We start from the raw sequence: 24,719 nt of genomic DNA, 5'->3' as shown, positions 1-24,719 counted from the left end.
TGCCATAAATCCAATAATATTTCGGAGTAAGTCGCCCATGGCTCGTTTGCAACGCACCCTTTCGTTAGGGTCGGTGGTGCTGTTCGGCATCGCCTACATGACGCCGATCATCGTCCTCGGCACCTTCGGCATCCTCGCGCAATCCACCGCTGGCATGGTGCCCGCCGCGTATCTGGCGGCGCTGGTCGCCATGTTCTTCACCGCCATGAGCTACGGTCGCATGGCCGCCGCGTTCCCGGTCGCCGGCTCTGCTTATAGCTACGTGCGCAAGGCCATCAGCCCGAAACTCGGCTTTATCGCCGGTTGGGCGGTGCTGCTCGATTATCTGTTTCTGCCGATGGCGATCTGGCTGATCGGCGCCGCTTACCTCACCTCGGCATTCCCGTCGATCCCGCAATGGATCTGGGTGCTGGCGTTCATCGGCATCACCAGCGCGATCAATATCGTCGGCCTGAAACTGGCCAACGGCATTAACGCCTTGCTGATGCTGGTGCAGTTTCTGGTGCTGATCGCCTTCGTCGCCCTGTGCGTGCACTACATCGGTGGCGACGCGAGTACGCCGCTTTGGTCGATCAAACCGTTCTTCAACGGCGACATGCAGATGCCACTGATCATGAGCGGCGCGGCCATCGCCTGTTATTCGTTTCTGGGCTTCGACGCGGTCAGCACCCTCACGGAAGAGACCCGCGACCCACGTCGCACCATTCCTCGGGCGATCATGTTGATCACCCTGATCGGCGGGCTGATCTTCGTCGGTGTGTCTTACTTTGTGCAGATCGCCCACCCGTCGTTCCAGTTCGACAGCGTCGACTCGGCGGCTTATGAAATCGCGCGCAATATCGGCGGCGACCTGTTCGTCTCGATCTTCCTCATCGGCCTGATTGTCGGCCAGTTCGCCTCGGGGCTTTCGGCGCAGGCCAGTGGTTCGCGACTGCTGTTTGCCATGGGGCGCGACGGGGTGTTGCCAAAATCCTTCTTCGGCACGCTGCACGCGCGCTTTGGCACGCCGGTCAACAGCATCCTGCTCTGCGCAGTGGTGGCTTTGCTGGCGCTGAAACTCGACGGGACGACGTCCACCTCGTTCATCAACTTCGGCGCGTTTCTCGCGTTCAGTCTGGTGAATCTGTCGGTGATTTTTCACTACTGGATCGGCGGCGAAAAAAAGGGCCTGCGTGAGCTGGTGCTGTTTCTGGTTTTCCCGCTCATTGGTCTGGTCGCGGACTTGTGGTTGATGGTCAGCCTCGATCATCTGGCGGTCTGGCTCGGCCTGAGCTGGCTGGCGATTGGCGTGGTGTATCTGGCGGTGCTGACCGGTGGTTTCCGTCGCCAGCCACCGGAAATGGATTTCCAGGAAGCCAGCTGAGGCGCCTTCAGGCAGCGGGCCGGCTCTGGCGCATCGGCAGTTCGACACGAAATGTGGTGCCCACACCCAGCTCGCTGCGCACCGATATGTTTCCGCCGTGTTTTTTCACGATGCCGTAAGACAGGGATAAGCCAAGCCCGGTCCCTTCACCGACGGGTTTGGTGGTGAAGAAGGGGTCGAAGATTTTTTGCAGGGTGTCCGGCGCGATGCCCGATCCGGTGTCGGCGACTTCAACCCAGGCGGTGTCTTGCGCTTGCCCGGTGCGCAAAGTGATGGTGCCACGCTCCGGCCCCATGGCCTGGGTGGCGTTGACTATCAGGTTCATGATCACCTGATTGATTTGTGAGGGCAGACACTCGATATCCGGCAATGTCTGATACTCCTTGATCACGTCGGCCTTGTATTTGAGTTCGCTGGCGACGATGTTCAGGGTCGATTCGATGCCTTGCTGCAGATTGGCCCACTGCCACTGCTGATTGGAATCGACCCGGGAGAAATCCTTCAGATCCTTGACGATCTGCCCGACGCGACCGATGCCCTCCTTGGATTCGCGGATCAGCACGGGAATGTCTTCAAGCATAAAATCCAGTTCGACCTCTGTGCGCAATTGTGCCAGCCGTGTCGCAGCTTCGCTGTCCGCGGCGTTATCGAGCGTCTGGCAGGCATCAAGCACGGTCAGCAATTGTTTGAAGTAGCCGTCCAGCGTGCCGAGGTTGGAGGAAATGAAGCCAATCGGGTTATTGATTTCATGGGCCACGCCCGCTGCCAATTGCCCGAGTGAGGCGAGTTTTTCCGACTGCACCAGCTGACTTTCCAATTGCTTGCGCTCGTCGATCTCTCGCTGCAGTTCTTCGCTGGCCTGCTTGAACTGCGCGGTGCGCTGATCCACCAGATGTTCCAGTTGGTGCATTTGCAGTGAGGCTCGTTCAGTCATCTGCCATTTGGTCAGCAGGGTGTTAGCCATCTGCTGCACTTCGATGTTGTCGAACGGCTTCTTCAGGATCAGCAGCCGATCATGGGCGTGCAGACGTTCCAGCAGTTCGTCCCAGGAATAATCCGAATACGCGGTACACACCACCACTTGCAACTGCGGATCCTGTTGCCACAGGTGTTCGATGGTTTTCGCGCCGTCCCAGCCATCGGGCATGCGCATATCGACGAAAGCCAGCGCGTAGGGACGTTGTTCCTGCATGGCCTGAACCAGTTTGCCCAGACCTTCTTCACCGCCGTAGGCAGAGTCCAGCTCGAACAAGGGGCGCAGGGGGCGGGCCTCGGTGCCGAACAGCGCGGTCTCCATTTCGTCCAGCTCCACCGAGTGTGGCGCCGCCGGAGCGAGAATCTTGCGAAAGTCCTCATGAATCGACGGCATGTCGTCGATGAGCAGAATGCGACGGTTCGAAAGCTCGCTCATGCGTTCTCCGTGACGCTGACCAGAGGAATTTGCAGGGTGAATAATGCACCCTTGCCCGGTCCGTCGCTGTGCGCGGTGAGGTGGCCGTTCATCTCGATGGCCGCCAGGGCACAGCTGTGCAGGCCGAAACCATGGCCCTCCTTGCGAGTGGTGAAGCCATGGGCAAAGATCCGCGTCATGTTCTCCGGCGCGATGCCCTCGCCATCGTCCCTGACGCTGATTTCGAGGAAGTCTTCCTCCACGACTTTTACCCCCAGTGTCATGTTGCGTGGGCGGTTGCTGAGGTCGGACATCGCGTATTTGGCATTGCTGATGAGGTTGATCAGGATCAGCAGCAAACGGTGTTTGTCGGCCATCACCTGGGGCACGTCGGCGTATTCCTTGACCACCGTAACGTGATGTCGGGTCAGTGCCCCGGCGTTCATGCGCAGGGCATCCTCGAGCAGTTCGTTGATAAACAGCGGCTCGGTCATGCTGTTGGCCCCAGCGTAGGACTGCTGGGTGGCGACGATGTCCTTGATGTGGTCGACGCTTTTGTTCATCTGGTTCAATTCGTCGACCATTTCCTGCTGTTCCAGGGCGATCGCGCCGACCAGTTGATTGAGGTAACCGGGCAGCAATTTGCCCTTGGCATCCTCGTTGAGAAAATGGCCAAGATCGTGCGGATGCTCGTTGATCAATTGCATCGCCTTGCCCAATCCCTGCGTCTTGCTGGCACGCAGCTTTCGCGCGATCAGGTCGGAAGAAATGTTCACGCTGTTGAGCACATTGCCAACGTTGTGCAGCACATTGGTCGCGATTTCCGCCATGCCGGCCTGACGCGCAGCGTCGAGCAGTTCGCGCTGGGCGTTCTTGAGTTCGCGGGTGCGTTCCTCGACCCGTTGCTCCAGTGCATCGTTAGCGGTTTGCAGAGCCGTGTTGACTCGGTTGATCTCGGCGAAGCTGCGGATCAGGCGAACGGTCAGCCAGATCAATGACAGCATCAGCAGCACGGCGAACAGCAACAGGTAAAAGTGGTATTGCCTCTCGATGACGTCGACCCGCTGCTGATCCCGGTCAAGCATGGTGGTGATGGTGTCCAGACGCTCGGCCACGGGAACGGCTTCGATGCTTTCCAGCAGCTGATTGACCAGCGGCTGCTCGCGCGCAATCAGCTTGATGTGATTGCTCATGATCCTGATCGGCGCCTGAAAATCCTCGGGCAGGCGTTGTGCATTCACCGCCAGTTTGTTCAGCCCGACCTCAATGTCGGCGGCCTTTTCAGCGGAGGTGACCTGGGAGAACTCCAGAGCACTGAGCAGCAGGTCGTAGGTGTCGGTGATGATGTTCTGCAACTGAAGTTTGTCGAAATCAGACAGGTTGGCCAGTTGCGCGTGGATGTCGTCTTCGGCCGTCGGCAGGAACGCCAGAGAGTTGCGCAACAAGGCGTTGTGCGACTTGAACTGTTCCACCAGCCGGATTTTTTCCTGCGTCGCTTGCCGGTAGCCCTCGTGGGCGACGCTCCATTGCGCCGAGTCATTGCGACCATGGCCGGATTCCAGGGAATCGAAGCGCTGCCACAGTCGAGTCATTTCGTTCATGGGCGAGACCAGTGGGTCGTAGTTGTACGAGATCGCCACCCTGGCTTTGAGCACCTCGTTTTCCCACAGGGCGTTCTGCTGTTTGATCTGCCGGATCAAATCCCGAGACTCGGTGTAGGTCATGGTCTGTTCGGTTCTGGACTTGAGGTAAAGAAACAACAGCGTCGAGGCCAGCACGACAACCACCAGTGTGAGCAACAGCAGGCTGCCGCGACGTGAGATGGTGTTCATGGCTTGCCCTCCCATTGGCCGGTCAGGGTCTTGAGAAACAGGATGATCAGTGTTTTGTCCTCTTCGCTGGGCATGCGCCCCAACTGGTACTGGAACATCGCGTCCACGGCCCGTTCGAGGGTGGGCGCCGAGCCGTCGTGAAAGTACGGCGCGGTGAGCGCGACATTGCGCAGACTCGGCACTTTGAACACGGCACGATCGGCTTCGTCGCCGGTGACATTGAAGCGCCCCTGATCGGCTCCGGTCGGGTTGCCGCGTTCGGCGATGTAGTCGCCGAACACGCCAAATTTCTGGAACATGTTGCCGCCGATGTTCACCCCTTGATGGCAGGCAATGCAGCCGTATTCCTTGAAGCGCTGGTAGCCGTACTTTTCCTCCAGAGTCAGGATGTCGGTGTTGCCCAACAGGTATTGATCGAAGCGGGAGTCGGGCGTCAGCAAGGTTCTTTCGAAGGTGGCCAGCGCTTGCTGGATATTGGCCTTGGTCACGCCGTTCGGGTAACTGGCGGCGAAGTCCCGCTGATAATCGGCGTCTTTGGCGATGCGCTCGACCACAGTGTTCCAGTCGCTACCCATCTCATGCGGGCTGGTGATGACAACGTTGGTCTGCTCCTCCAGCGTCTCGGTGCGGCCGTCCCAGAACTGGCGGAAGTTCAGGGCGGCGTTGAACACTGTCGGCGTGTTGAAGGCCACCGGTTTGCCGTCGAAACCCAGTGAAAAGGCACGGCTGTCGGCACCGTTCTTGTCCAGTTGGTGGCAACTGGCGCACGACAGCGTGTTGTTGATCGACAGTCGTGGCTCGTGGAATAACCGGCGACCGAGTTCAACCCGTCGGGCATCCTGTTGCACCACCGGCGGCAAGGGTTTGAGCGGCTCGTTCAGCGGCTCCGCATGAGGGCTGGCACAGAGTCCGCAGAGGGCCAATACGATGGCGTGGCGCAAAAAGCTCATGGGTAAACGTCTTCCAGACTTGAGGCCGGTGTCGGGCTGTTCATCACACCGTCCATGGCGCGGGGCCTGCGCCGGCGAGCAAATGTGCAAACGCATCGGGCGGCAGGGCTTTGCTGAAGTAGTAGCCCTGGCCTTCTTCGCAATGTTGGGTCTTGAGAATAGCCAGTTGCTCGGCGGTTTCGATGCCTTCGGCGATGACGTTCAACCGCAGGCTCTTGCCCAGGCTGATAATGGCGCTAACGAGGGCCGCGTCGTTGCTGTCGTTGCTCAGGCCGCGAATGAACGACTGATCGATCTTCAGTACATTAACGGGAAACCGGCGCAGGTAGCTCAGGCTTGAATAACCGGTGCCGAAGTCATCGATGGCCAGTCGTGTCCCCAGCGCTTTCAGGCGATTGAGCACGGTCATCGTCGCCTCGACGTTCTGCATCAGGACGCCTTCGGTGATTTCCAGCTCCAGCCAATCGGCGGCCAGACCGCTTTGCTCGAGTATCCGCTCGACGTTTTCGACGAAGTCACGCTGGCGAAAGTCGATGGGCGAAATGTTCACCGACATGCGGATGGTCGGCAGTCCCGCAACTTGCCACGCCCGGGTCTGGCGACAGGCCTCGCCCAGCACCCATTGGCTTAGCGGCACGATCAGCTTGCTGTCCTCGGCCACCGGAATGAAGTCCGAAGGATAGACCAGGCCGTGGCCCGGTTTCTGCCAGCGCACCAATGCCTCGGCACCCACCACTCTGGCACTGCGCAGATCGATTTTCGGTTGGTAGTGCAGGACGAATTCCTGCTGTTGCAAGGCCCGGCGAATGCCCGACTCGATGCTCTGCTGTTCGCGGGCGCGCTGGTTCATCGCATCGATGAAGAAACCGATGTTGTCGGGGCCGTTGTCCTTGACGTTGCGCATCGCGGTTTCGGCCTTTTTGATCAACTCGATGGCCTCCAGGCCGTCATCGGGATAGACGCTGATGCCCAGGCAGGCGGTAACGCTGATGTCATGACCGGCAATCATCTGCGGCAGGCGTATGGCGGCGAGCACTTTTTCGGCAATGCCACGGGTTTGCTGGGGATGGCTGATGTCGCTGAGAATCACCACGAACTCGTCGCCACCGTAACGAAAGACCGAGTCTGACTCACGGACGCACTGCAACAGTTGCTGGCCGACCCGTTTGAGCATCTCGTCGCCCGCCGGATGGCCCAATGCATTGTTGATGCGCTTGAACCGATCCAGGCCGAGGAACATCACCACCAGTTGCTTGTCATGGCGCCGGCAGACGGCCATCGCATGGCTCAGGCGATCACCGAGCAGGGTGCTGTTGGGCAGACCTGTGAGGGTGTCGTATTGCAGCAGGTGCGAGACTTTCAGCAGTTCATGCACCCGCGCCTCGATGCTTTGCTCAAGGCCGAGCATCTTCAGCGCTGCGTCCTGGGCCAGTTGCCATTTCCACGTCAGGGCGCTGGCCATCTGGCGGATTTCCAGACTGTCGAACGGCTTTTTCAGGATCAGCAACTGGTCGCCGAACTCCAGGCGTTCAGCCATGGCTTCCCAGCTGTAGTCGCTATAGGCCGTGCACAAGGCAATTTGCATGTTCGGATCGACGCGCCACAGTTGCTCAATGGTTTCCAGACCATCCCAGCCGGGCGGCATGCGCATGTCTATGAAGGCGAGGGCGTACGGTTTGCCCTCGGCGAGCGCGCGTTGAACCAGCGCCAACCCTTCCTGACCCTGGTAGGCGGAGTCGAGCTGGAAGGTCAGATGCGTCGTCAGACGGGTGCCGAACAGCGTCTGTTCCAGATGATTCAGATCTGCCTCGTCCGGCGATTGCGGGGCGAGGATCTTGCGGAAATCGTCGTGAATCGCCGGTGTGTCATCGATGATCAGGATGCGCCGGTTGGTTTGTGCGAATGCTGCGCTCATTCTTCACCCTCCTGCGGGTCCGCCGCCTTGCATCCGTCTCTGAGCAGTTGGCCAGCCTCCTCGGCGCTGACCGCCTCGATGAAGTAGAGCCCCTGCGCACTGGGCAGGGGACTGACCGTGGACGGCGCGAAATGCTGTTCGGGCTTGGGCGGACCTTCGGCGATGATGCCAATGTCCAGATCCCGGGCGAAGTTGACGATGGCGCGCAGCGCATTGGCGCCGGCCACATCCTGGGCTGCGCTGTCGATGAAGCGCTGGGCGAGTTTGAGGTGATTGACCCGGTAGGTTTTCAGGTAATCGAACGAGGAGTATTCGGTGCCGAAATCATCGATGGCAATGGTCACGCCCAGTTCACGCAGACGCGGCAATGCGTCGTTGTGAGTCCACTTGGTCTGGGCCAGTGTGGCCTCGGTGACATCGAAACGCAGGTCCCAGGGCGCGAGTTCCCAGCGTGCGGTGGTGCGCAGAACGTCGTAGATCAGCTCGTGACCACTCTTGAGTTGTGCCAGAGAAAGCTTGATCGCGATCACCGGTGGTGCAACGCCTTCGTCGCGCCAGATCTGCATCTGGCGGCAGGCGCGATCCAGCACCCAGCGCCCCAGAGGAATGATCGCGCCGGTTCTTTCCGCTGCCGGTACGAAGGCGCTGGCCGGCAACAGGCCGAGGCGTGGGTGCTGCCAGAGGACTTGCGCCTCCATGCCCAGAATCCTGCCACTGTGCAGGTCCATCTCCGGTGCGTAATGCAGCCTCAACTCATCCCCTTCGAGGGCCGTCATCAATTCGCTGACAATGGTCATGCGTTCCGCCACTTCCCGGGAGATCTCCTCTGAGTGGAAGTGGTACTGGTTGCGGCCCATTTCCTTGGCGCGGTACAGCGCCATGTCGGCCTGACCCAGCAGGCTGTCGGCGTCGAGGCTGACGGCGCTGTAACTGCTGATGCCGATGCTGACCGAGATGTGCAGGGCATTGCCGGCCAGGTTGTAGGGCGCCAGCAGCTTGTCACGGATATGGGTGGCCATGGCGGCCGATTGGGTCGGGTCGCTGACGTCCAGTTGCAGAATCGCGAACTCGTCGCCGCCCAGACGCGCCACGATGTCGTTTTCGCGCACGCTGGATCTGATGCGCCGGGCGACTTCCTGCAACAGCAGATCGCCGACCGGATGGCCCAAGGTGTCATTGATGCGCTTGAAGTGATCCAGATCCAGGTAAAACACCGCGAACGGCATGGCGCCACGGCGCGCGGCGGCGAACGCCTGGTGCAGGCGCTCGATCAGCGTGGCGCGGTTGGTAAGCCCCGTCAGGCCGTCGGAGCGGGCCAGCAACGCCAGTTTGTCCTCGACCAGACGGCGCTCGGTAATGTCCAGAATGATGCCCTCGACTTCAAGCAGCCGGCCGTCATGATCGCGTACCGGTATGTAGCGGTTTTCTACCCAGCGCCAGGTGCCCTGGCCGGTGCGCAGGCGAAACTCGATGGTTGCGCCCGACGCGTGCCGATCCAGTACCCGGGCCATGGCCGCATCGACGTTGGCCTGATCATCAGGATGAATCAGTGCCTGCGCCCAGTTCGGTGAGCCCACCAGATCCGCCGCGACATGGCCGTAGCGAGTGATGTTGTGGGAGATATACATCAAGGCAAACGACGGATCGCCGCGCAGTCGATACAGGATGGTCGGGCTGTTCTGCACGATCATATTGGCGTCGGACAGTTCCCGGGTGCGCGCCTGAACCGCCTGTTCCAGCAGGTTCATTTTCAGCGCGGCGTCTTCAGTCATTTGCCATTTGACCGTCAGGGCGCTGGCCATCTGGCGGATCTCGATCGCATCGAAGGGCTTTTTCAGAATCAGCAGGCGGTCGTTCAGCGCCAGGCGCCGGTCGATGTCTTCCCAGGAATAGTCGGAATAGGCCGTGCAGAGGGCGACCTGCAACTTGGGGTCGACTTGCCACAGCCGTTCGATGGTCTCAAGCCCGTCCCAGCCCGGCGGCATACGCATGTCGATAAAGGCCATGGCATAGGGGCGATTGTCGGCCAGCGCGGCTTTGAGCTTGTCCAGCGCTTCACGGCCCTGAAACGCCGAGTCCAGTTCGAAATGCGGGGTCCGTACCGCAGACGGGGTGCCAAACAGCAGGCTTTCGGTCTCACCCAGGCCGTCGTCCGCCGGGGTGGCGGGGCAGAGAATCTTGGCGAAGTCGCCATGGATCGCCGGGCTGTCATCGACGATCAGCACACGTCGATTGACGAGCGCGGGGGGCAGGTTCATGCCGCACCGACCATGGGGTCATATGGTGTTGTCATCGGGAGCATCCGTTTCCCTCGGCACAGGCCTGTTCGAAGACCGACGGAGTCGTTCAACCTATTGAGCATAGTTGGCGTCCCGTTACTTCGCATGCGCATTCGCGCCGAAGATTTGCGTGAAGGCTGCCAAAAATCATCTAGCCTTTGACTCAGGCGCGGGCCAGCGAGGCGGTCGGCCCGTTGCGTCGTTTGCCCCTGTAATGCTTGAGGTCACGCCATGGAAGAGCAAACCGCCCCGCCGCAGCCGCACCGTCCCAAAGTGTTGCTGGTCGATGACGAGGAATCGATCCTCAACAGCTTGCGCCGCCTGTTGCGGGGCCAGCCCTATGATGTCCTGCTGGCGACCAGCGGTGCCCAGGCACTGGAAATGCTGGCGCAGCAGCCGGTGGACCTGGTGATGAGCGATGCCCGCATGCCCACTATGGACGGCGCCTCGTTGCTGGCCCAAGTCCGCGAACGCCATCCGGCGACCGTGCGCATCATGCTTACCGGCTATGCCGACCCGTCCGCCATCATCAAGGCGATCAATGACGGGCAGATTCACCGTTACATCAGCAAACCGTGGAATGACGAAGAGTTGCTGCTGATCCTGCGTCAATCCCTTGAGCATCAACACTCCGAGCAGGAACGCCAGCGCCTGGAGCGCTTGACCCGGGTGCAGAACGATCAGCTCAAGCTGCTCAACAGCACCCTGGAAAAACATGTCGCCTCGCGCACCGCCGAACTGCAACAGACCGCCGACATGCTCGATCTGGCGTACGAAGAGCTCAAACACAGTTATGTCACCGGCACTGAGGTGTTTTCGCTGCTGGCCAACCTGCGCCTGCCCCCGGCCAAACAGACCAACCGGCAGATCATCGAATTGGTGCGCAGTTACTGCACACAACATGGTCTGGATGAAGCCACCGGCCGCGACCTGACCATGGCCGCGGCGCTCTATAACATCGGCAAACTGAGCTGGACCGACGGCATGATGACCACGCCTTCGGACCTCCTGCGTCATACCGATCGCGAGCGTTATCGTGACTACCCCAAGCAGAGCGAATCGCTGCTGATGACGCTGGACCCGATGAAGGATGCCGCACGGCTGATCCTGCATCACCAGGAGCGTTGGGACGGCAGCGGCTTTCCCGACCGGCTCAAGGGTGAGGCGATTCCATTCGGTTCACGCTTGCTGAAACTGGCGGTGGATTTCGTCGAGTTGCAGCGCGGTTTGATCCTTGAACGGCATATGAACAGCGACGAAGCGTTGCTGTACCTGCGTCAGTACGCCGGGCGACTGTACGACCCGGAACTGGTCGAAGATTTCATTCAGGTGTGTGCGGCCTTCCTCAGCGACGTCACCCTGGCCGACCCGACGGTCAAGGTGCTGACCACGCGGGATCTGGCGGCAGGGATGATTCTGGCGCGCAATCTCAATGCCGATAACGGCATGTTGTTGCTCAATGCCGGCAAGGTTCTCAGCGGCCTGTTGGTGGAAAAGCTGATTGCCTTTGAGGCCATGGAAGGCGGCCAATACAAGATTTTCGTCAAGGTGCCCGAGGAGGTTGAGGCGGCGCTCAACGCCTAGAGTGGAAGACCGATGAGGTGACGCCATGGGCGGGGCGTGGGATCCTTGCGGTTTTTCCAGGCCGGTGGCTCACCCATGACCTCTGCATCCGTTGTCTCCCCGCGCATCATTCGCATCGCCGCTGCCCTGTTGCTCAATGCCGATGGCCGGACCCTGCTGGTGCGCAAACGCGGCACCACGGCGTTCATGCAACCGGGCGGCAAGATCGAACCGCACGAGTTGCCAGTACATGCCCTGGCTCGTGAGCTGGAAGAAGAACTGGGGTTGCTGATCGACCCGACGCAGGCCACTTTTCTCGGCCAGTTCTCCGCACCCGCCGCCAATGAGCCGGGGTTTGTCGTACAGGCCGAGATCTTTCAACTGACCATCGATGCCGAGGTCTGCCCGGCAGCCGAAATCGAAGAGGTGATCTGGGTCGATCCGGCCACTGATCCTGCTATCGACCTGGCGCCATTGACACGCGACCTGATCCTGCCGTTTTATCGCCGTTCGCTCACCGCCATCGCCTGATCATCCCCGCAAAGGACGTTGCCATGATCCCGCTTCCAGACCTGCTGATTTTCGCCGCCGCCGCGTTGCTGATGGTGCTGACGCCGGGGCCGAACATGATCTACCTGATCTCGCGTTCGATCTGTCAGGGACGCAAGGCTGGCGTGACATCGTTGCTCGGCGTGGTGGCCGGGTTCTTTGTGCATCTGTTTGCCGCCGCCGCCGGTTTGACGGCGGTGTTTCTTGCGGTGCCAATGGCCTATGAAGTGTTGAAGTGGGCCGGTGCACTGTACCTGCTGTGGCTGGCCTGGCAAGCGGTGAAACCCGGCGCGCGTTCGCCGTTCGAAGCTCAGCAGTTGCCGGCGGATTCGTCACGCAAACTGATCACCATGGGCTTTCTCACCAGCGCCCTGAACCCGAAAATCGCCGTGTTCTACCTCTCGGTGTTTCCGCAATTCATCACCCCTGAACACGGCTCGGTGTTCACCCAGAGCATCATCCTCGGCCTGACCCAGATCAGCGTCAGTTTCTGCGTCAACTTGCTGATCGCGCTGTTCGCTGCCGGCATCGCTTCGTGGTTCGTGCGCAACCCGACGTGGCTGGCGATGCAGCGTTACTTCATGGGGATGGTGCTCGGCGGCCTGGCCGTGCGGTTGATGCTTGAACAACGGCGAGGCGCTTGAGATGTGGATTGAGCGGCTGGATGCCAGCCATGCCCTGGCCTATCGCGAACTGATGCTTGAAGCCTACGACCGCCATCCACAGGCGTTCACCTCCAGCGTGCGCGAACGCGCGGCGATGCCGTTGAGCTGGTGGGAAGCGCGGCTGACCAGCAAGCTTGATGTGGTGCTGGGTGCATTTGAAGCGGGGGTGTTGGCCGGCATTGTCGGGTTGGCGTTTGAACCGCGCGAAAAGGCCCGGCACAAGACAACCCTGTTCGGCATGTACGTCTCGGCAGATTATCGCCAACACGGTCTCGGTTTCGAACTGGTGCAAGCCGCGCTGACCGAGGCACAAAACCACCCCGGGCTGAAACTCATCCAGCTCACCGTCACCGCCGGCAACGATGCGGCCTTCAAGCTGTACCAGCGCTGCGGATTTATCCAGTTCGGTCTGGAACCGCTGGCGGTGCGAGTCGGCGAAGACTACTTCGACAAGATCCACATGTGGCGTGAACTCTGACCCTCCCACCTAAGTGAACAGCATTACCCTAAGAGAGGGGCTTTTGTGGCGAGGGGATTTATCCCCGATGGGCTGCGAAGCAGCCCCAAACCCTACAAACGCGGTCTCTCTGAAACACCGTGTGCACAGGTTTCAGGACTGCTGCGCAGCCCATCGGGGATAAATCCCCTCACCACAATGAATCTTTTTATCCGGCAAATGTTCAGGCAGTGGGATCGAGGTTATCCAATGCCCGGTTTACCGTCAGTTCGCCGAGCATCACCACCTGCTGAATGCCGAGCAAGGTGTTGCGATGCGGCGTGTCGAGCAGGCCGGCGAAATCACTGAGCATCACACTTGCCGAGGCAAGGGATTCACAGGCGTGGGCGAGGAGGGTTTCGTTATCGGTGTCGGGAGTGACGTGGAACAGGGTGCTGGGGAGGCGAGGCGGGTTGGGCGTTACCTTGAACATGGCGAATCTCCATTTATACCTGGTGTTCCACCAACACCTGTCGCTAAAAAAGTAAGGGTGGCAGCTGTACGCGGGTTAGCGAACCGAGAGGTATAAGACCCGGCAGACCCGAAGGTCTCCCACGTACAGCCACCAAAAACTGGCGCATGTTTGGACTTAATACCTAGTCGAGTCGCTAAACCCGATCGCTGAATGTTCAGCGACCGACAAACGATAGAGGTCAGGCACAAGGCGCACAAGCCGGCGGATTCTGGCGTAGCTGTAGGCCGTGACGCAAGGATGTGTAGCCTGAGTCCGTGTCTGGACATGTCGTTTAAACGGCAGCCGTTTAAGATCTTTTGATTTTGGAGTTTCAGCGCACAGCGCTAACGCCATCCAGCGTCGAAAACGATGTGTCCTTGGCCGTCAGCAGAAAATCGCGCATGTACGGCGCATCGAGCATGTCGGCGCGTATCCCGGCGTACAGCGTGGCAAACAGACCTTTCTCGCCCAGTCGCTTGCCCTTCACATAGCCGCGCGAGCTGTACTCATGCAGCGCCCAGTGCGGCATACCGCAGACGCCACGGCCGCTGGCGACCAGTTGCATCATCATCACTGTCAGTTCCGAAGTGCGCACCAGCGCCGGTTCGATGTCGGCCGGTTCAAGGAAGCGGGTGAAGATGTCCAGTCGGTCGCGTTCCACCGGGTAAGTGATCAGGGTTTCTGTCAACAAGTCTTCGGGGACGATGTAGGGTTTGCTCGCCAGCGGGTGCTGATTGGCCACCGCGAGCATGGCTTCGTAGGTGAACAGCGGCACATAGGTGATGCCGGCGATTTCCAGCGGATCAGAGGTCACCACCAAATCCAGATCACCTCGGGCCAGGGCCGGCAGCGGGGCGAAGGAGAAGCCCGACGCGAGGTCGAGTTCGACTTCCGGCCACGCATCGCGGAACTGGTCGATGGTCGGCATCAGCCACTGAAAGCAGCTGTGGCATTCGATCGCCATGTGCAGGCGTCCGGCAGTGCCGCCGGCCAGTCGAGCGATGTCGCGCTCGGCGCCGCGCAGCAGCGGCAGGGTGGCGTCGGCCAGTTGCAACAGGCGCAGGCCGGCGCTGGTGAAGCGCACCGGTTTGGTCTTGCGCACGAACAACGGCATTCCCAGCCGTTCTTCAAGCTCCTTGAACTGGTGGGACAGCGCCGATTGGGTCAGGTGCAACCGGTCGGCGGCATCGACCAGGCTGTCGGCTTCGCGCAGTGCGTGCAGGGTTTTCAGGTGACGGATTTCAAGCACCGGCTGGCTCCATGAGGAAAACTTGTGATCAACACGAAAAGGTTGAGTTTGTCTCATGTTGGCTTGACTGTCGACAATGGCGCCATCTTTTACGCAATGGAGCACATTCGACATGGCCGTGGCCCACACCCTTGGTTTCCCGCGCATCGGCGCCGACCGCGAACTGAAAAAAGCCCTCGAAGCCTACTGGAAAGGCGATCTCGATCAGGCCGCGCTGAACCAGGTTGGCCGTGATCTGCGCGCCACTCACTGGCAGTTGCAGAAAGCTGCCGGTATCGACTTGTTGCCGGTCGGCGACTTCGCCTGGTACGACCAGGTGCTGACTCACTCGATGACTTTCGGCGTGATCCCTGAGCGTTTTGACGGCGTACGCGACGAGCGTGGCCAGCCGACCCTCGACACGCTGTTCGCCATGGCTCGCGGCGCCACGGCTGGTTGCTGCGCTGATAACCACGGCAAGACTCAATATGCACAAGAGCTGACCAAGTGGTTCGACACCAACTACCACTACCTCGTCCCGGAATTCAGCGCTGATCAACAGTTCAAGCTGAGCTGGGAACAGTTGTTCGATGAAGTCGAAGAAGCCAAGGCGCTGGGCCATAACGTCAAACCGGTGATCATCGGTCCGCTGACTTACCTGTGGCTGGGCAAGGCGAAAGGCAACGACTTCGACAAGCTCGACTTGCTTGAGCGTCTGCTGCCGATCTACAACCAGATTCTCGTGCGCCTCGCCGAGCAAGGCGTGGAGTGGGTGCAGATCGACGAGCCGATCCTCACCCTCGACCTGCCGCAAGCGTGGAGAAGCGCCTTCGAACGCGCTTATCACATCCTCCAGTATTCGCCGCTGAAGAAACTCGTGGCGACGTACTTCAGTGGCCTTGAAGACAACCTCGGCCTGGCCGTAGGCCTGCCGGTGCAAGGTCTGCACATCGACGCGGTGCGGGCGCCGGAGCAACTTGGCCAGGTGCTGGATCGCCTGCCGACTTACAAGATTCTTTCGGTGGGCCTGGTCAACGGGCGCAACGTCTGGCGCTGCGAACTGGAGCAGGCGCTGGCGCAACTGCAGCCGGCGCAGGAACGTTTCGGCGACAACCTGTGGGTCAGCAGTTCCTGTTCGTTGCTGCACAGCCCGGTGGATGTCGAGCGTGAAGACAAGCTCGATCCGGAGCTCAAGAGTTGGTTGGCGTTTGCCGTGCAGAAGTGCAGCGAAATCTCCGTATTGCGCGATGCCTTGAACGATCCACAGGCGCCCAAAGTGCAAAGCGCATTGGCCGAGAACCGAGCGATTCAGGCCAGCCGTGCGCAGTCGCCACGCATCCACAAAGCCCAGGTGCAGGCGCGGATCAAGGCGATCAATGCCAACGACAGTCAGCGTCATTCGCCGTTTGCCAAACGCATCGCCCAACAACAGGCGCACCTGCAATTGCCGACGTTCCCGACCACCACCATCGGTTCTTTTCCACAGACCGGCTCAATCCGTCTGGCGCGCCAGGCGTTCAAGCAGGGCAAGCTGTCGGCCAACGATTACCACGACGCCATGCGCAGCGAAATTCGCCACGCCGTGAAGATTCAGGAACGCCTGGGGCTGGATGTGCTGGTACACGGTGAGGCCGAGCGCAACGACATGGTCGAGTACTTCGCCGAGCAGCTCGACGGCTACCTGTTCACCCGTTTCGGCTGGGTGCAGAGCTATGGTTCGCGTTGTGTGAAACCGGCCGTGATTTATGGCGACCTCAGTCGCCCGAATGCCATGACCGTCGACTGGATCACCTACGCCCAAGGCCTGACCGACAAGGTCATGAAAGGCATGCTGACCGGCCCGGTGACCATGCTGATGTGGTCGTTCCCCCGTGAAGATGTGCCGCGCAAAGTCCAGGCGCAGCAATTGGCGCTGGCCCTGCGTGACGAAGTGGTGGATCTGGAAAACGCCGGGATCAAGATCGTCCAGATCGACGAGGCGGCATTCCGCGAAGGCCTGCCGCTGCGCCGCGCACAATGGCAGGCGTATCTGGATTGGGCCGTTGAGGCCTTCCGTCTGACGGCGTCGGGCGTGAAGGATGAAACCCAGATCCACACCCACATGTGCTACAGCGAATTCAACGACGTGATCAAGGCGATTGCCGACATGGACGCGGACGTGATCACCATCGAAACCTCGCGGTCGGACATGGAATTGATCGAAGCCTTCGAAGCGTTCGACTACCCCAACGACATTGGCCCGGGCGTCTACGACATCCACTCGCCACGGGTGCCGGATACCGCCGAGATGGTCAAGTTGATGCAGAAAGCGGTGCAGCGGATTCCCGCCGAACGGCTTTGGGTCAACCCCGATTGCGGCTTGAAGACCCGGGCATGGCCGGAGACGGAAGCGGCACTGGTGAACATGGTGGCGGCGGCCCGGCAGTTGCGCAGTCTGTTGGCGTAACTGGCCGCAAAAAAGCCAGCCTTTGCGTGCGGCTGGCTTTTCAGATTGTTGATCAGCGCAGCTTGCTAGACCAGGTCGTTAGCCGCAATTGCTTCGAAGTGCTCGAGCACGGCTGACTTCTTGCCAATGCCGGCGTAGGGCAGGGTGGCATCGTCCGCGTGGGTCAGGAAGCGGTGGTCTGGCAGTTTCAAGTGGGCCTTCTCGAAATTGCCGAACGCCGCTGTCGGTTTGCGATAGTGAAAGTGGGCATACCACAGCAGCTCCGCTGGCGACAGGGTCATGTCCCAGATTTCATATTCCTGCAGATAGTCGTTATGGCCGTGGCGCTTGCCGAGGTTTTTCAGCGCGCTGGTTTTACGGATTTCCACAGCGTTCTGCTCGATGAGGTCTTCAAGCATGCCGTCGGTGGGTTTTTGGCTGGTCAGTGATTGGCGGGTACGCAGGTTCCGGCCGATGAGGGTCAGTTCGCTGGCCTTGTCGCGCAGTTGTGGAATGATCGGGTTTTGCGCCGCCAGGGTCTCGATGCGGTCGGCGCGCCGATTGAGCTCGGCTGCCTCACTGACCATCATGTGTTCCAGGTCGACCGGGAGCATGTCCTGCTCGGCGTAGGATTCGACTCTGATCTGGTAGTCCGCCTGGGCATCCAGGCGCCGTTGCGCATCGGCCACCAACTTGGCGAGGCTCATCGGGGCGGGGGCGGACGGCTCTGTATTTCGCGGGTTGAGCAGGCGGTAACTGCCATCGCTGCCTTGCTCCCAGACTTCCTCATGGCCTGCGCGGCCGGTGGAAACGTATTGGTGTTTCTGGGTCGTCGGTTCCCAACGCTCGATGCCATACATCAACTGATTATCGGCGGTTGTGAACACGCGCTGTGCGGCCTGCCCCCCCGTTGTCGGCGCGGGCGGTTCGATGATGCCTTTGCGGGCGCGTTCGGCGAGCCATTCGATCCCGCTCATCAATGCGGGGACTTCATTCAAGTGGAAGTGTTGCGGATAGGTGGCGGTCCAGATATTCATTTCACGGCGATAGCGGGTGTACAGCTCCAGGCAGTTGTGCAGAATCTGATTGCGTTGTGCCCGGGTCGCCTGGATGTTCGGCAGGTTGTACTGCGTGTACAAGGCCCTATCGACATTGCTGCGAAGCTCCCGAGCCTGTCCCATCAGGTAGAACCAGGAGACATCGTCGGTTCGGCCATAGCGCTTGACGGTTTCCAAGCGTTGACTGGTTTTCAGATAAAGCAGGTTGGCATCACTGTGCTTGGTGTTTATATCCTCGATCATCGCCGTTCTGGGTTCTTTGTGCGCGCGGATGCGGATGCGCTCATACCAGTAATTGGCATCGCCCTTGAGCTGCTCCATTTGCTCAAGCAGGCGTACGTAATCGACCCGCTGTGTGCGGATATCCTCAAGGAGGCTGATGCGTTGGGCCAGACTTTCTGGGGGCAGGTTATCCAGTGCCAGGGCCAGGTCATCAATTTTTTCAGTCACCCGTGCGGTGCTGTGGGAGAGATGGTAAGCGCGGCGCCAGTAACGGTCAGTCAACAGCGAGGCCTCCTTGCTCTGTATTTCAAGCAGCGCGCGTTTTTTGTTTCCCTTGGTCAAGGGCATCAAATCATCGAGGGTTTCGTAGTGCCGGGTTGCCAGTTGGATATCGCCGACACAGGCGGCCTCTGAGGCCGGCATCAAGGCCGGTCGATCCGCTTGCGATGCCGCGCCGTAACGGTTGATTGCGGCATCGCTCGCCACACCCCTGGCATCGAGCTGGTCGGCCAGGCTATCGGCGGCCTGGGTCAACTGACGATAACGGCGATACTTGCGATCCACCAGCCAGCGCGGCAGGCGCTGCCGAATCGCCTGTGGCCAGAAGGGATCGGCCGCATCAGCCAGGTGTCCGGCGATATTCCCGCCGCCCAGCGCCCCGCCTTCGACTGCCGTGCCATGCACACCGAACCACGTATCCCACTGGCCGGTTTCATCCAGGGCAATCGGTTGTTTATAGGTCTTGGTACTCGTGCCGTGTAAACGCCAGTTGTCGGCGTTGTTGCTGCGTTGAACTTCAAAGATCCGTCCCTGGCGCAGGATGAAGTCGCCGTCGGCATGCCGGTAGATGCCGCGATAGAGGCCTTCGGTGGCCGGTTCCAGCCCTGACAGCGAAATCGGCTTTTCATACTCGTAGCCGGCGAAACGCGCCGTCAGATGCCGAGCCTGACGTTGCGAGGGAACATGCAGCGCGCCGGCGCCTTGAGCCAGTCTGCGCAGTTGGCGAGTGCGGGTCAGTGAACGGGCCGCTCGGGAAAGGGCGGAAGTGGTCATTTCGCCCGGCAGCAGATCCATGGCCGCATCGATCAGCGACAACAACACCGATTCAAGTTCCGCCAGGCCATCACCCACATCACCGCGCAAAAATGCCGCGACCGCCTGATTGGCGCTGGTCCAGGCGTCGTAGACGGCAAACGCCACGCCGACAAAGGGCAGCAACCCCAAGGCCATTTTCAGGTAATTGAAAGCTCGCGGTCCCTTGAGGGCATAGCGTTCCATGTACAACGCATCATTGGCGCGCGATGTGCCGCGATGGGCTTCGATCAATCGGCCCATGTGGGCGTTGAGCAGGTGCGCGGCCAATGAGGTGGTCGAAGGCCAGGGCATACCGACGCCGATCATGGCGTCATGCTTTTTCACGATGGCCTGAGCGAGGCGGTTTTCATGGGCGCGCACATCCCCTTGCAAGGCCCGGCCTGCCAGATAGCTGATCCACGGGTCTTGCTCGCAGAGTTTGAATAGCGCCTTGCGGGCCTCCTCCAGACTGTCGTAACGACGCAGAACCTGGTCGTCGGGACTGTCTGGCAAATAGAGCAAGGTTGTCCCGCTGATTTGCTCCTGGATAAAGGTGACGCCTGACAGCGTGACGGGGCCTTGATTGGGGGTGTCCTTGCCACCGGCTCTGAGGAAGGCCGGCAGGAGCGCAATGCGCAGGGCTCCTGTGTTCCAGGCATGGGTGGTGTCGGCTTCAATGGCAATGTTGAATATTTGCCATTCGTGATGGTTGATGCGTTGTTGTAAACGCGCGCATTCGCCTTGCATCTTGAGCATCAGCCGCCACGGTTCGATCAGGCATTCACGCCGATGCTCGCGCACGAAGGCGGATTCACCGAGCCCGCCCATGAAGGCGTCACGGATCGTTTGCTCGTAGGTTTTGGGCAAATCCAGTTCCGGCAGAATCTTGCGCAGGTACTCATGGGTGATGCCTGTGCGCAAGGCTGCTCGTGCGCTGTCATCGGCCGCGATGACCTCGACCGTCATGAACAGCAGGCGCAAGGACTCCGACTCCAGACGCATCGAGGGTGTGTTGTCGATGTTGGACTGCGCGAGGTCTTCGAGTGGCACCTTACTGCGTGAGGCGCTGGGCACCGCGACCAGCTTTTGCGGGGTGGTCATGGTTGAGCCGTCGCTCAATTGCTTTTGCAGTCTGGCGGAGTCCGGCAGGTCGATCTGTACCGAGAAAGGCCCCTGCACCGAGAAGTCCTCACGCAACCGTTGGTGCAAATGCTGACGGGTGAAGTCATCACGTGGCGGCAAGGCCCGCATCAGGAGTTGGTGGCTGCGGTGCATGGCGGCGATATAGGCCTGGATTTGCGTCTTCAGGTTGCTGCGTTCGCTGGCCGGCAAGTTCCGTTGCCAGTGCGGCAGATTGTCGGCCAACCTGCCGGAGCGGTTTTGTTCCAGCAGATGGGCAAAGGCCAGATTCCGTGCGGCGTGCACTGGCACCTGGAGGGCGGCCCTGAAACGTTCGCGCAGGGCCTGCATTGGCCCGCTGCGTTCGGGTGTCAACATGGACTTGCCGGGGTGCGCACGGAGCACGGCGGCCTGCTCTTCGTACTCGCTGGTCACTTGATCGAGGGCGTGATGCAGCGGATCGCCGCTGATTTTTTTCAGTCGCAGGGTCAGTAATGGATCCTTTTCGGCAAGGGCGAACATCTGGCTTTCCAGCGCCCGACGACTGGCAAAGCGTTGCAGTCCTCCACCAGTGCCGGGCCAGTACAGCAACAGGCTGTGGGCAGACGTCGGGTCGAGCAACGTACCGGCGCGGGTCATGACAAACGGGCCGTTGAGCGTCTCGGTCGTTGGGCTGTCAGCCGTTTCGCTCGTCGAAAGTATCAGGCTGGCGGCTACACAGTCGCTGTCGGGATTGTCTGGCGGGTCGAGCAGGGCCTTGATCAGTTGGTGTTCTTCGCTGCTGATCTGTTCAAGCAACTTTTGCAAGTCGGTTTCGGCTAGCAAACCGGCCTTGTGTGCCTGATGCAGAGCGGTGAACTCACGATTGAGGGTAAGCAGGTCGAAAGGCTGCGAGCGGCCCAACAGCGCAGTCGCGGCGTTGTCGGCGGCTTGCTCGGCGGTTTCCAATGTTTGTTGCAAATCCTTGATCGGTTGCAGGGCGGCGTTGTCGCTCGACGTACCCAACCGGGCTTCCAGGGCATCACGCTGGCGCTTGAGAGCGGCCTGACGCAGGGCCAGAGGAATGTCGGCATAGAGACTGCCGAACAGCGACGGTTCATCGTCCTCGACACTGACGGATTCAAACACGGGGGGAGAACCGAACACGGCAGCGGTCTGCCGTTGACGGTCTGTCTGGTCAGAGAAGTCGAGGGCTTTGCTGCCATGTTCGGCAAACCCGGGCTTGCCGAGGCTACCGTTGCGCAGGGCGTCGATCCGGGCCTGGCGAAAGTGCGTCAGCAGGTCGCTCATGCCAGTGGTCAATGGCAACTCTCTGTGGGTGTATTCAAACCTCAGACCGGTTTGTGGCAAGCCACTGGGAATCAGCGACTGAGCGCCCAGCCAGGCCTCGAGTTCGCTGCGCTGGTCAAAGCCTTTTAATGCTTCGGGGCGCAACGGCAGGTACAACCAATGCACGGGTTGCTGCCGGGCGCCAAAGCCGATGACCCAGGCCGTGGGGCACTTCACTTTGCTGCCATTGCTTAACACCAGCGAAATCTGCTCGCAGGTGACTGTTGCATCGTGAGTGGTCGCGTCCATCAACGCTAACAGCGATAGACGCTGTTCGGGCGTCACGCGATGCTGGGCGACGGCGGTCAGTACGGTCGCTTCGAAATGCTGGCGATACTGTTGATCGGCGCGTTCGCGACGGGATACCGAAGCGCCGGGCGCGCGCGCATCCCAGTATTGATCCCAGTCCCGGTCCAGTGCCTTCTCCAGATCCAGGGCCTTGAGCCGTTCAAGCAATTGCCGCGGCGTGAGGGCGAACAGCGCATGGGTGGCGGGCAAACCCGTCACGCGGCATTGCCGGTCAAGTGTGTTCGCAGGCAGCGGATGCTGAAAGCCAAAGGCACAGGCCTGCACGATCGGTATGAAATGTTCGGGGCTTTGCGGGGTGGCCGCAAAGCGAAAACCGATATCGGGCTCGCCCAGATCCAGTTCCTACTCAAGCAATCGAGTCAGCGTTTTACGCGTGGTCGGCACACCGGCGAACAGTTCACGCAGCGCCTGGCTGCTGTAGCGCCAGCGGTTCGAAGCACTCAGCGCCACTGCGGCGTCAGGGTTTTTGGGTAAATGGGCAACGGACGGTGTTTGCGCCGGACCGGGATCTGAGAGCGCGGAAATAAAACTGTCGGGCATGGCAACTATGGCTCGCGTAACGAAACGGCGGATCCGCTTCCTGTAGCCGTCATTCAAAGCAAATCGTCGATCTCCATGGCGGTACATAGTTATCGCGCAATGACCACTCGGCACTCTTCATCAAACTGTCATCGAACTGTGGCAGCGCGCTTGTACAAACTTCATCAGACTCGCGCTCTACTGGGGTTCTGCGTTTCGGTGTTTTTCATGCACAAGGTTTTTTTATCAATCGCGGCCGTTTTGGCCGCGCTTTTGTTCGGCTCATCGTCGTTTGCCGCCGCGCGTTGCGATGTGAACGTGCCGACCGAGCGGGCCGATCTGGCGCAGGTGAGCATCGCCTACCAAAGCATCGGACGCGCATCGGATCCGGCACTGTTGCTGGTGATGGGGCTGGGCGGGCAGTTGATCCACTGGCCGGATGAAGTGGTGGTGGCGCTGTGTCAGCAGGGCTTTCGGGTCATTCGCTATGACAACCGCGATGTCGGCTTGTCGACCTGGCGTCAGGCCCCGCTGGAGGCCAACCTGACGTTTGAAGTGTTGCGCTACAAACTCGGTCTGCCGGTGTCGGCACCGTACAGCCTGACCGACATGGCCGACGACGCGCTGGGCTTGATGGACGCGCTGCATGTCGAGCAATTCCATGTGCTGGGCGCGAGCATGGGCGGCATGATCGCCCAGCACATGGCGGCCATGGCGCCGCAACGGGTCGAGAGCCTGACGCTGATCATGACCAGCTCCGGGGCCGAAGGGTTGCCGGCGCCGAGTGCGGCGCTGGTGCAACTGTTGTCGCGGCGTGGCGCGCCGAACCGTGAAGTGGCGCTGGAGCAGCAGGCTGATTTGCTGGCGGCGCTGGGCAGTCCGACGGTCACCGATGATCGGCAGGCGTTGTTGCAACAAGCGGCGGCGTCCTACGACCGGGCGTTCAATCCTGAAGGCGTGAAGCGGCAGATCATGGCAATTCTGGCCGAGCGGAGCCGGGTGGCGCTGCTCAACCAGTTGCGCGTGCCGACGCTGGTGGTGCACGGCACGGCCGATCCGTTGCTGCCGGTGATGCATGGCGTGCATTTGGCGGCGCACATTCGCGGCAGTCAGTTGAAGCTGATTCCGGGGTTGGCGCATCGTTTTCAAGAGGCATTCAAAGCGCCGTTGCTGGCGGCGGTGTTGCCGTATTTGCAGGCGCATCGTGAAGACACTTCGCATTGGGCGCAGATTGAACCGGTGGTGGGAACAGGCCTTTTGTAATAATGATGCATTGAAAACACCGGGAAAAGTTAACCCCTTGGTAGTTTGCTGCGTGGTTTGAAACTATTAGATAAAATGAAGTAAGAAGTTTCTTCGCTATTCTGAATCGGTATGTCCGACTGTAATTTCTGACAGTGGCGTAATTGGCATCATATAAAATATTCTCGGCTAATGGTCTCGCGAAGCGGGATAACTATAGGGAGAATAGAAAATGATACGTCTACGCAAAGGTCTTGTTGTAGCCACATTTTTTGCCATGCTTTCTCTTGATGCCGAGTTTGTTAAGGCAGATCAATATGATGACGCTCTTGACGCTATCGACAAAGAGAGCGCTGAGGAAGAGGCAAAAGTCGCGGAGTGGGCGAAAAGTCGAAAACCAAAACCCGATACACCTTGTATGACAGCCTGGAAAGAAAATAGCGCAAACCATAGCTGTATCTCATCTGCCATCATCGATGGTCCTAACAATGAATGTACGTTTACAAGTATTACGTGCCCGAGAGTGAACACTTCACCAAACGATGAGTTTTCGACGGAATCAAAGGGCGACGCTTCATCCATTCATGTAAGGACTTCTGTGATCTATGAAAACCTGACAGTGCACATCAATACTGCGAGAGGTTACTTTAATTGTGATGGCGTATTAACGGTGAAGCGTTCGATCAACGATGTTGAGCCCTGCAAAAATTGATTTTCACCGGTTTGAAGTGGATTGTG

Annotated in this window: 17 protein-coding genes; 8 read left to right on the top strand and 9 right to left on the bottom strand. The window is 59.9% G+C overall.

All coding sequences use genetic code 11. From position 1 onward, the window contains the following. Nucleotides 1-37: 37 nt before the first annotated feature. Nucleotides 38-1,363: an APC family permease gene (locus tag ACA074_RS22220; RefSeq protein WP_497677809.1), complete on the top strand. Its 1,326-nt coding sequence runs from the start codon at nucleotides 38-40 to the stop codon at nucleotides 1,361-1,363. A 7-nt stretch (nucleotides 1,364-1,370) separates the two neighbouring features. Here ACA074_RS22220 and ACA074_RS22215 read toward each other — a convergent pair whose 3' ends face one another. From ACA074_RS22215 to ACA074_RS22195, 5 genes are read right to left on the bottom strand one after another with little or no spacing between them, the layout of a single operon-like run. Next, nucleotides 1,371-2,774, bottom strand: a complete 1,404-nt coding sequence (locus ACA074_RS22215) for an ATP-binding protein (protein WP_497677808.1) — start codon at nucleotides 2,772-2,774, stop codon at nucleotides 1,371-1,373. After that, nucleotides 2,771-4,585 carry a DAHL domain-containing sensor histidine kinase gene (locus ACA074_RS22210; protein ID WP_401266444.1) on the bottom strand — a complete coding sequence of 605 codons (1,815 nt, stop codon included), beginning with the start codon at nucleotides 4,583-4,585 and terminating at the stop codon, nucleotides 2,771-2,773. Before ACA074_RS22210 ends, ACA074_RS22215 begins: the two co-directional genes overlap by 4 nt. After that, entirely contained in the window at nucleotides 4,582-5,535 is a 954-nt protein-coding gene (locus tag ACA074_RS22205; protein WP_497677807.1) for a cytochrome-c peroxidase, read from the bottom strand. The genes ACA074_RS22210 and ACA074_RS22205 overlap by 4 nt, the downstream gene beginning before the upstream one ends. 43 nt (nucleotides 5,536-5,578) lie before the next feature. Further along, nucleotides 5,579-7,450 (bottom strand): putative bifunctional diguanylate cyclase/phosphodiesterase, encoded by a 1,872-nt coding sequence (locus ACA074_RS22200; protein WP_497677806.1) that lies wholly within the window; start codon nucleotides 7,448-7,450, stop codon nucleotides 5,579-5,581. Then, nucleotides 7,447-9,708, bottom strand: a complete 2,262-nt coding sequence (locus ACA074_RS22195) for an EAL domain-containing protein (RefSeq protein WP_497677805.1) — start codon at nucleotides 9,706-9,708, stop codon at nucleotides 7,447-7,449. Before ACA074_RS22195 ends, ACA074_RS22200 begins: the two co-directional genes overlap by 4 nt. A gap of 252 nt (nucleotides 9,709-9,960) precedes the next feature. Between ACA074_RS22195 and nosR the strand changes: the two genes are divergently transcribed. From nosR to ACA074_RS22175, 4 genes are all read left to right on the top strand, one after another. After that, entirely contained in the window at nucleotides 9,961-11,313 is a 1,353-nt protein-coding gene (gene nosR, locus ACA074_RS22190; RefSeq protein WP_497677804.1) for a response regulator c-di-GMP phosphodiesterase, NosR family, read from the top strand. Between the two features lie 75 nt (nucleotides 11,314-11,388). After that, the gene (locus ACA074_RS22185) at nucleotides 11,389-11,823 is read left to right on the top strand and encodes an NUDIX hydrolase (RefSeq protein WP_497658021.1); all 435 of its coding nucleotides are present in this window, start codon (nucleotides 11,389-11,391) and stop codon (nucleotides 11,821-11,823) included. A 23-nt stretch (nucleotides 11,824-11,846) separates the two neighbouring features. Next, entirely contained in the window at nucleotides 11,847-12,485 is a 639-nt protein-coding gene (locus ACA074_RS22180) for a LysE family translocator (RefSeq protein WP_497677803.1), read from the top strand. Nucleotide 12,486: 1 nt separating this feature from the next. Further along, nucleotides 12,487-12,984 (top strand): GNAT family N-acetyltransferase, encoded by a 498-nt coding sequence (locus tag ACA074_RS22175; RefSeq protein WP_401266493.1) that lies wholly within the window; start codon nucleotides 12,487-12,489, stop codon nucleotides 12,982-12,984. A 202-nt stretch (nucleotides 12,985-13,186) separates the two neighbouring features. Here ACA074_RS22175 and ACA074_RS22170 read toward each other — a convergent pair whose 3' ends face one another. Continuing rightward, nucleotides 13,187-13,435 carry a DUF6124 family protein gene (locus ACA074_RS22170; protein ID WP_497615266.1) on the bottom strand — a complete coding sequence of 83 codons (249 nt, stop codon included), beginning with the start codon at nucleotides 13,433-13,435 and terminating at the stop codon, nucleotides 13,187-13,189. Nucleotides 13,436-13,787: 352 nt separating this feature from the next. Continuing rightward, nucleotides 13,788-14,705, bottom strand: coding sequence for a transcriptional regulator MetR (gene metR, locus ACA074_RS22165; protein ID WP_187680192.1), 918 nt, complete (start codon nucleotides 14,703-14,705; stop codon nucleotides 13,788-13,790). 112 nt (nucleotides 14,706-14,817) lie between these two features. Here metR and metE point away from each other — a divergent pair, with 112 nt between their 5' ends. Continuing rightward, complete coding sequence (metE, locus tag ACA074_RS22160; protein ID WP_497677802.1) at nucleotides 14,818-17,130, top strand: 5-methyltetrahydropteroyltriglutamate--homocysteine S-methyltransferase; 2,313 nt, start codon at nucleotides 14,818-14,820, stop codon at nucleotides 17,128-17,130. Nucleotides 17,131-17,195: 65 nt separating this feature from the next. On the opposite strand, the gene ACA074_RS22155 is transcribed toward metE, so the two are convergent. Beyond that, nucleotides 17,196-22,418, bottom strand: coding sequence for a dermonecrotic toxin domain-containing protein (locus tag ACA074_RS22155; RefSeq protein ID WP_497677801.1), 5,223 nt, complete (start codon nucleotides 22,416-22,418; stop codon nucleotides 17,196-17,198). Nucleotides 22,419-22,562: 144 nt separating this feature from the next. Further along, nucleotides 22,563-22,760 carry a hypothetical protein gene (locus ACA074_RS22150; RefSeq protein WP_497677800.1) on the bottom strand — a complete coding sequence of 66 codons (198 nt, stop codon included), beginning with the start codon at nucleotides 22,758-22,760 and terminating at the stop codon, nucleotides 22,563-22,565. Between the two features lie 207 nt (nucleotides 22,761-22,967). Between ACA074_RS22150 and ACA074_RS22145 the strand changes: the two genes are divergently transcribed. Both ACA074_RS22145 and ACA074_RS22140 read left to right on the top strand, forming a co-directional pair. Continuing rightward, nucleotides 22,968-24,002, top strand: a complete 1,035-nt coding sequence (locus tag ACA074_RS22145) for an alpha/beta fold hydrolase (RefSeq protein WP_497677799.1) — start codon at nucleotides 22,968-22,970, stop codon at nucleotides 24,000-24,002. Nucleotides 24,003-24,213: 211 nt separating this feature from the next. Continuing rightward, complete coding sequence (locus ACA074_RS22140; protein WP_497677798.1) at nucleotides 24,214-24,693, top strand: hypothetical protein; 480 nt, start codon at nucleotides 24,214-24,216, stop codon at nucleotides 24,691-24,693. Nucleotides 24,694-24,719 lie beyond the last annotated feature (26 nt).

Source organism: Pseudomonas sp. LBUM1655 (genome assembly GCF_059716085.1).
The sequence above is the reverse complement of the archived record's forward strand: the minus strand, read 5'-3'. Positions and strand labels throughout refer to the sequence as shown.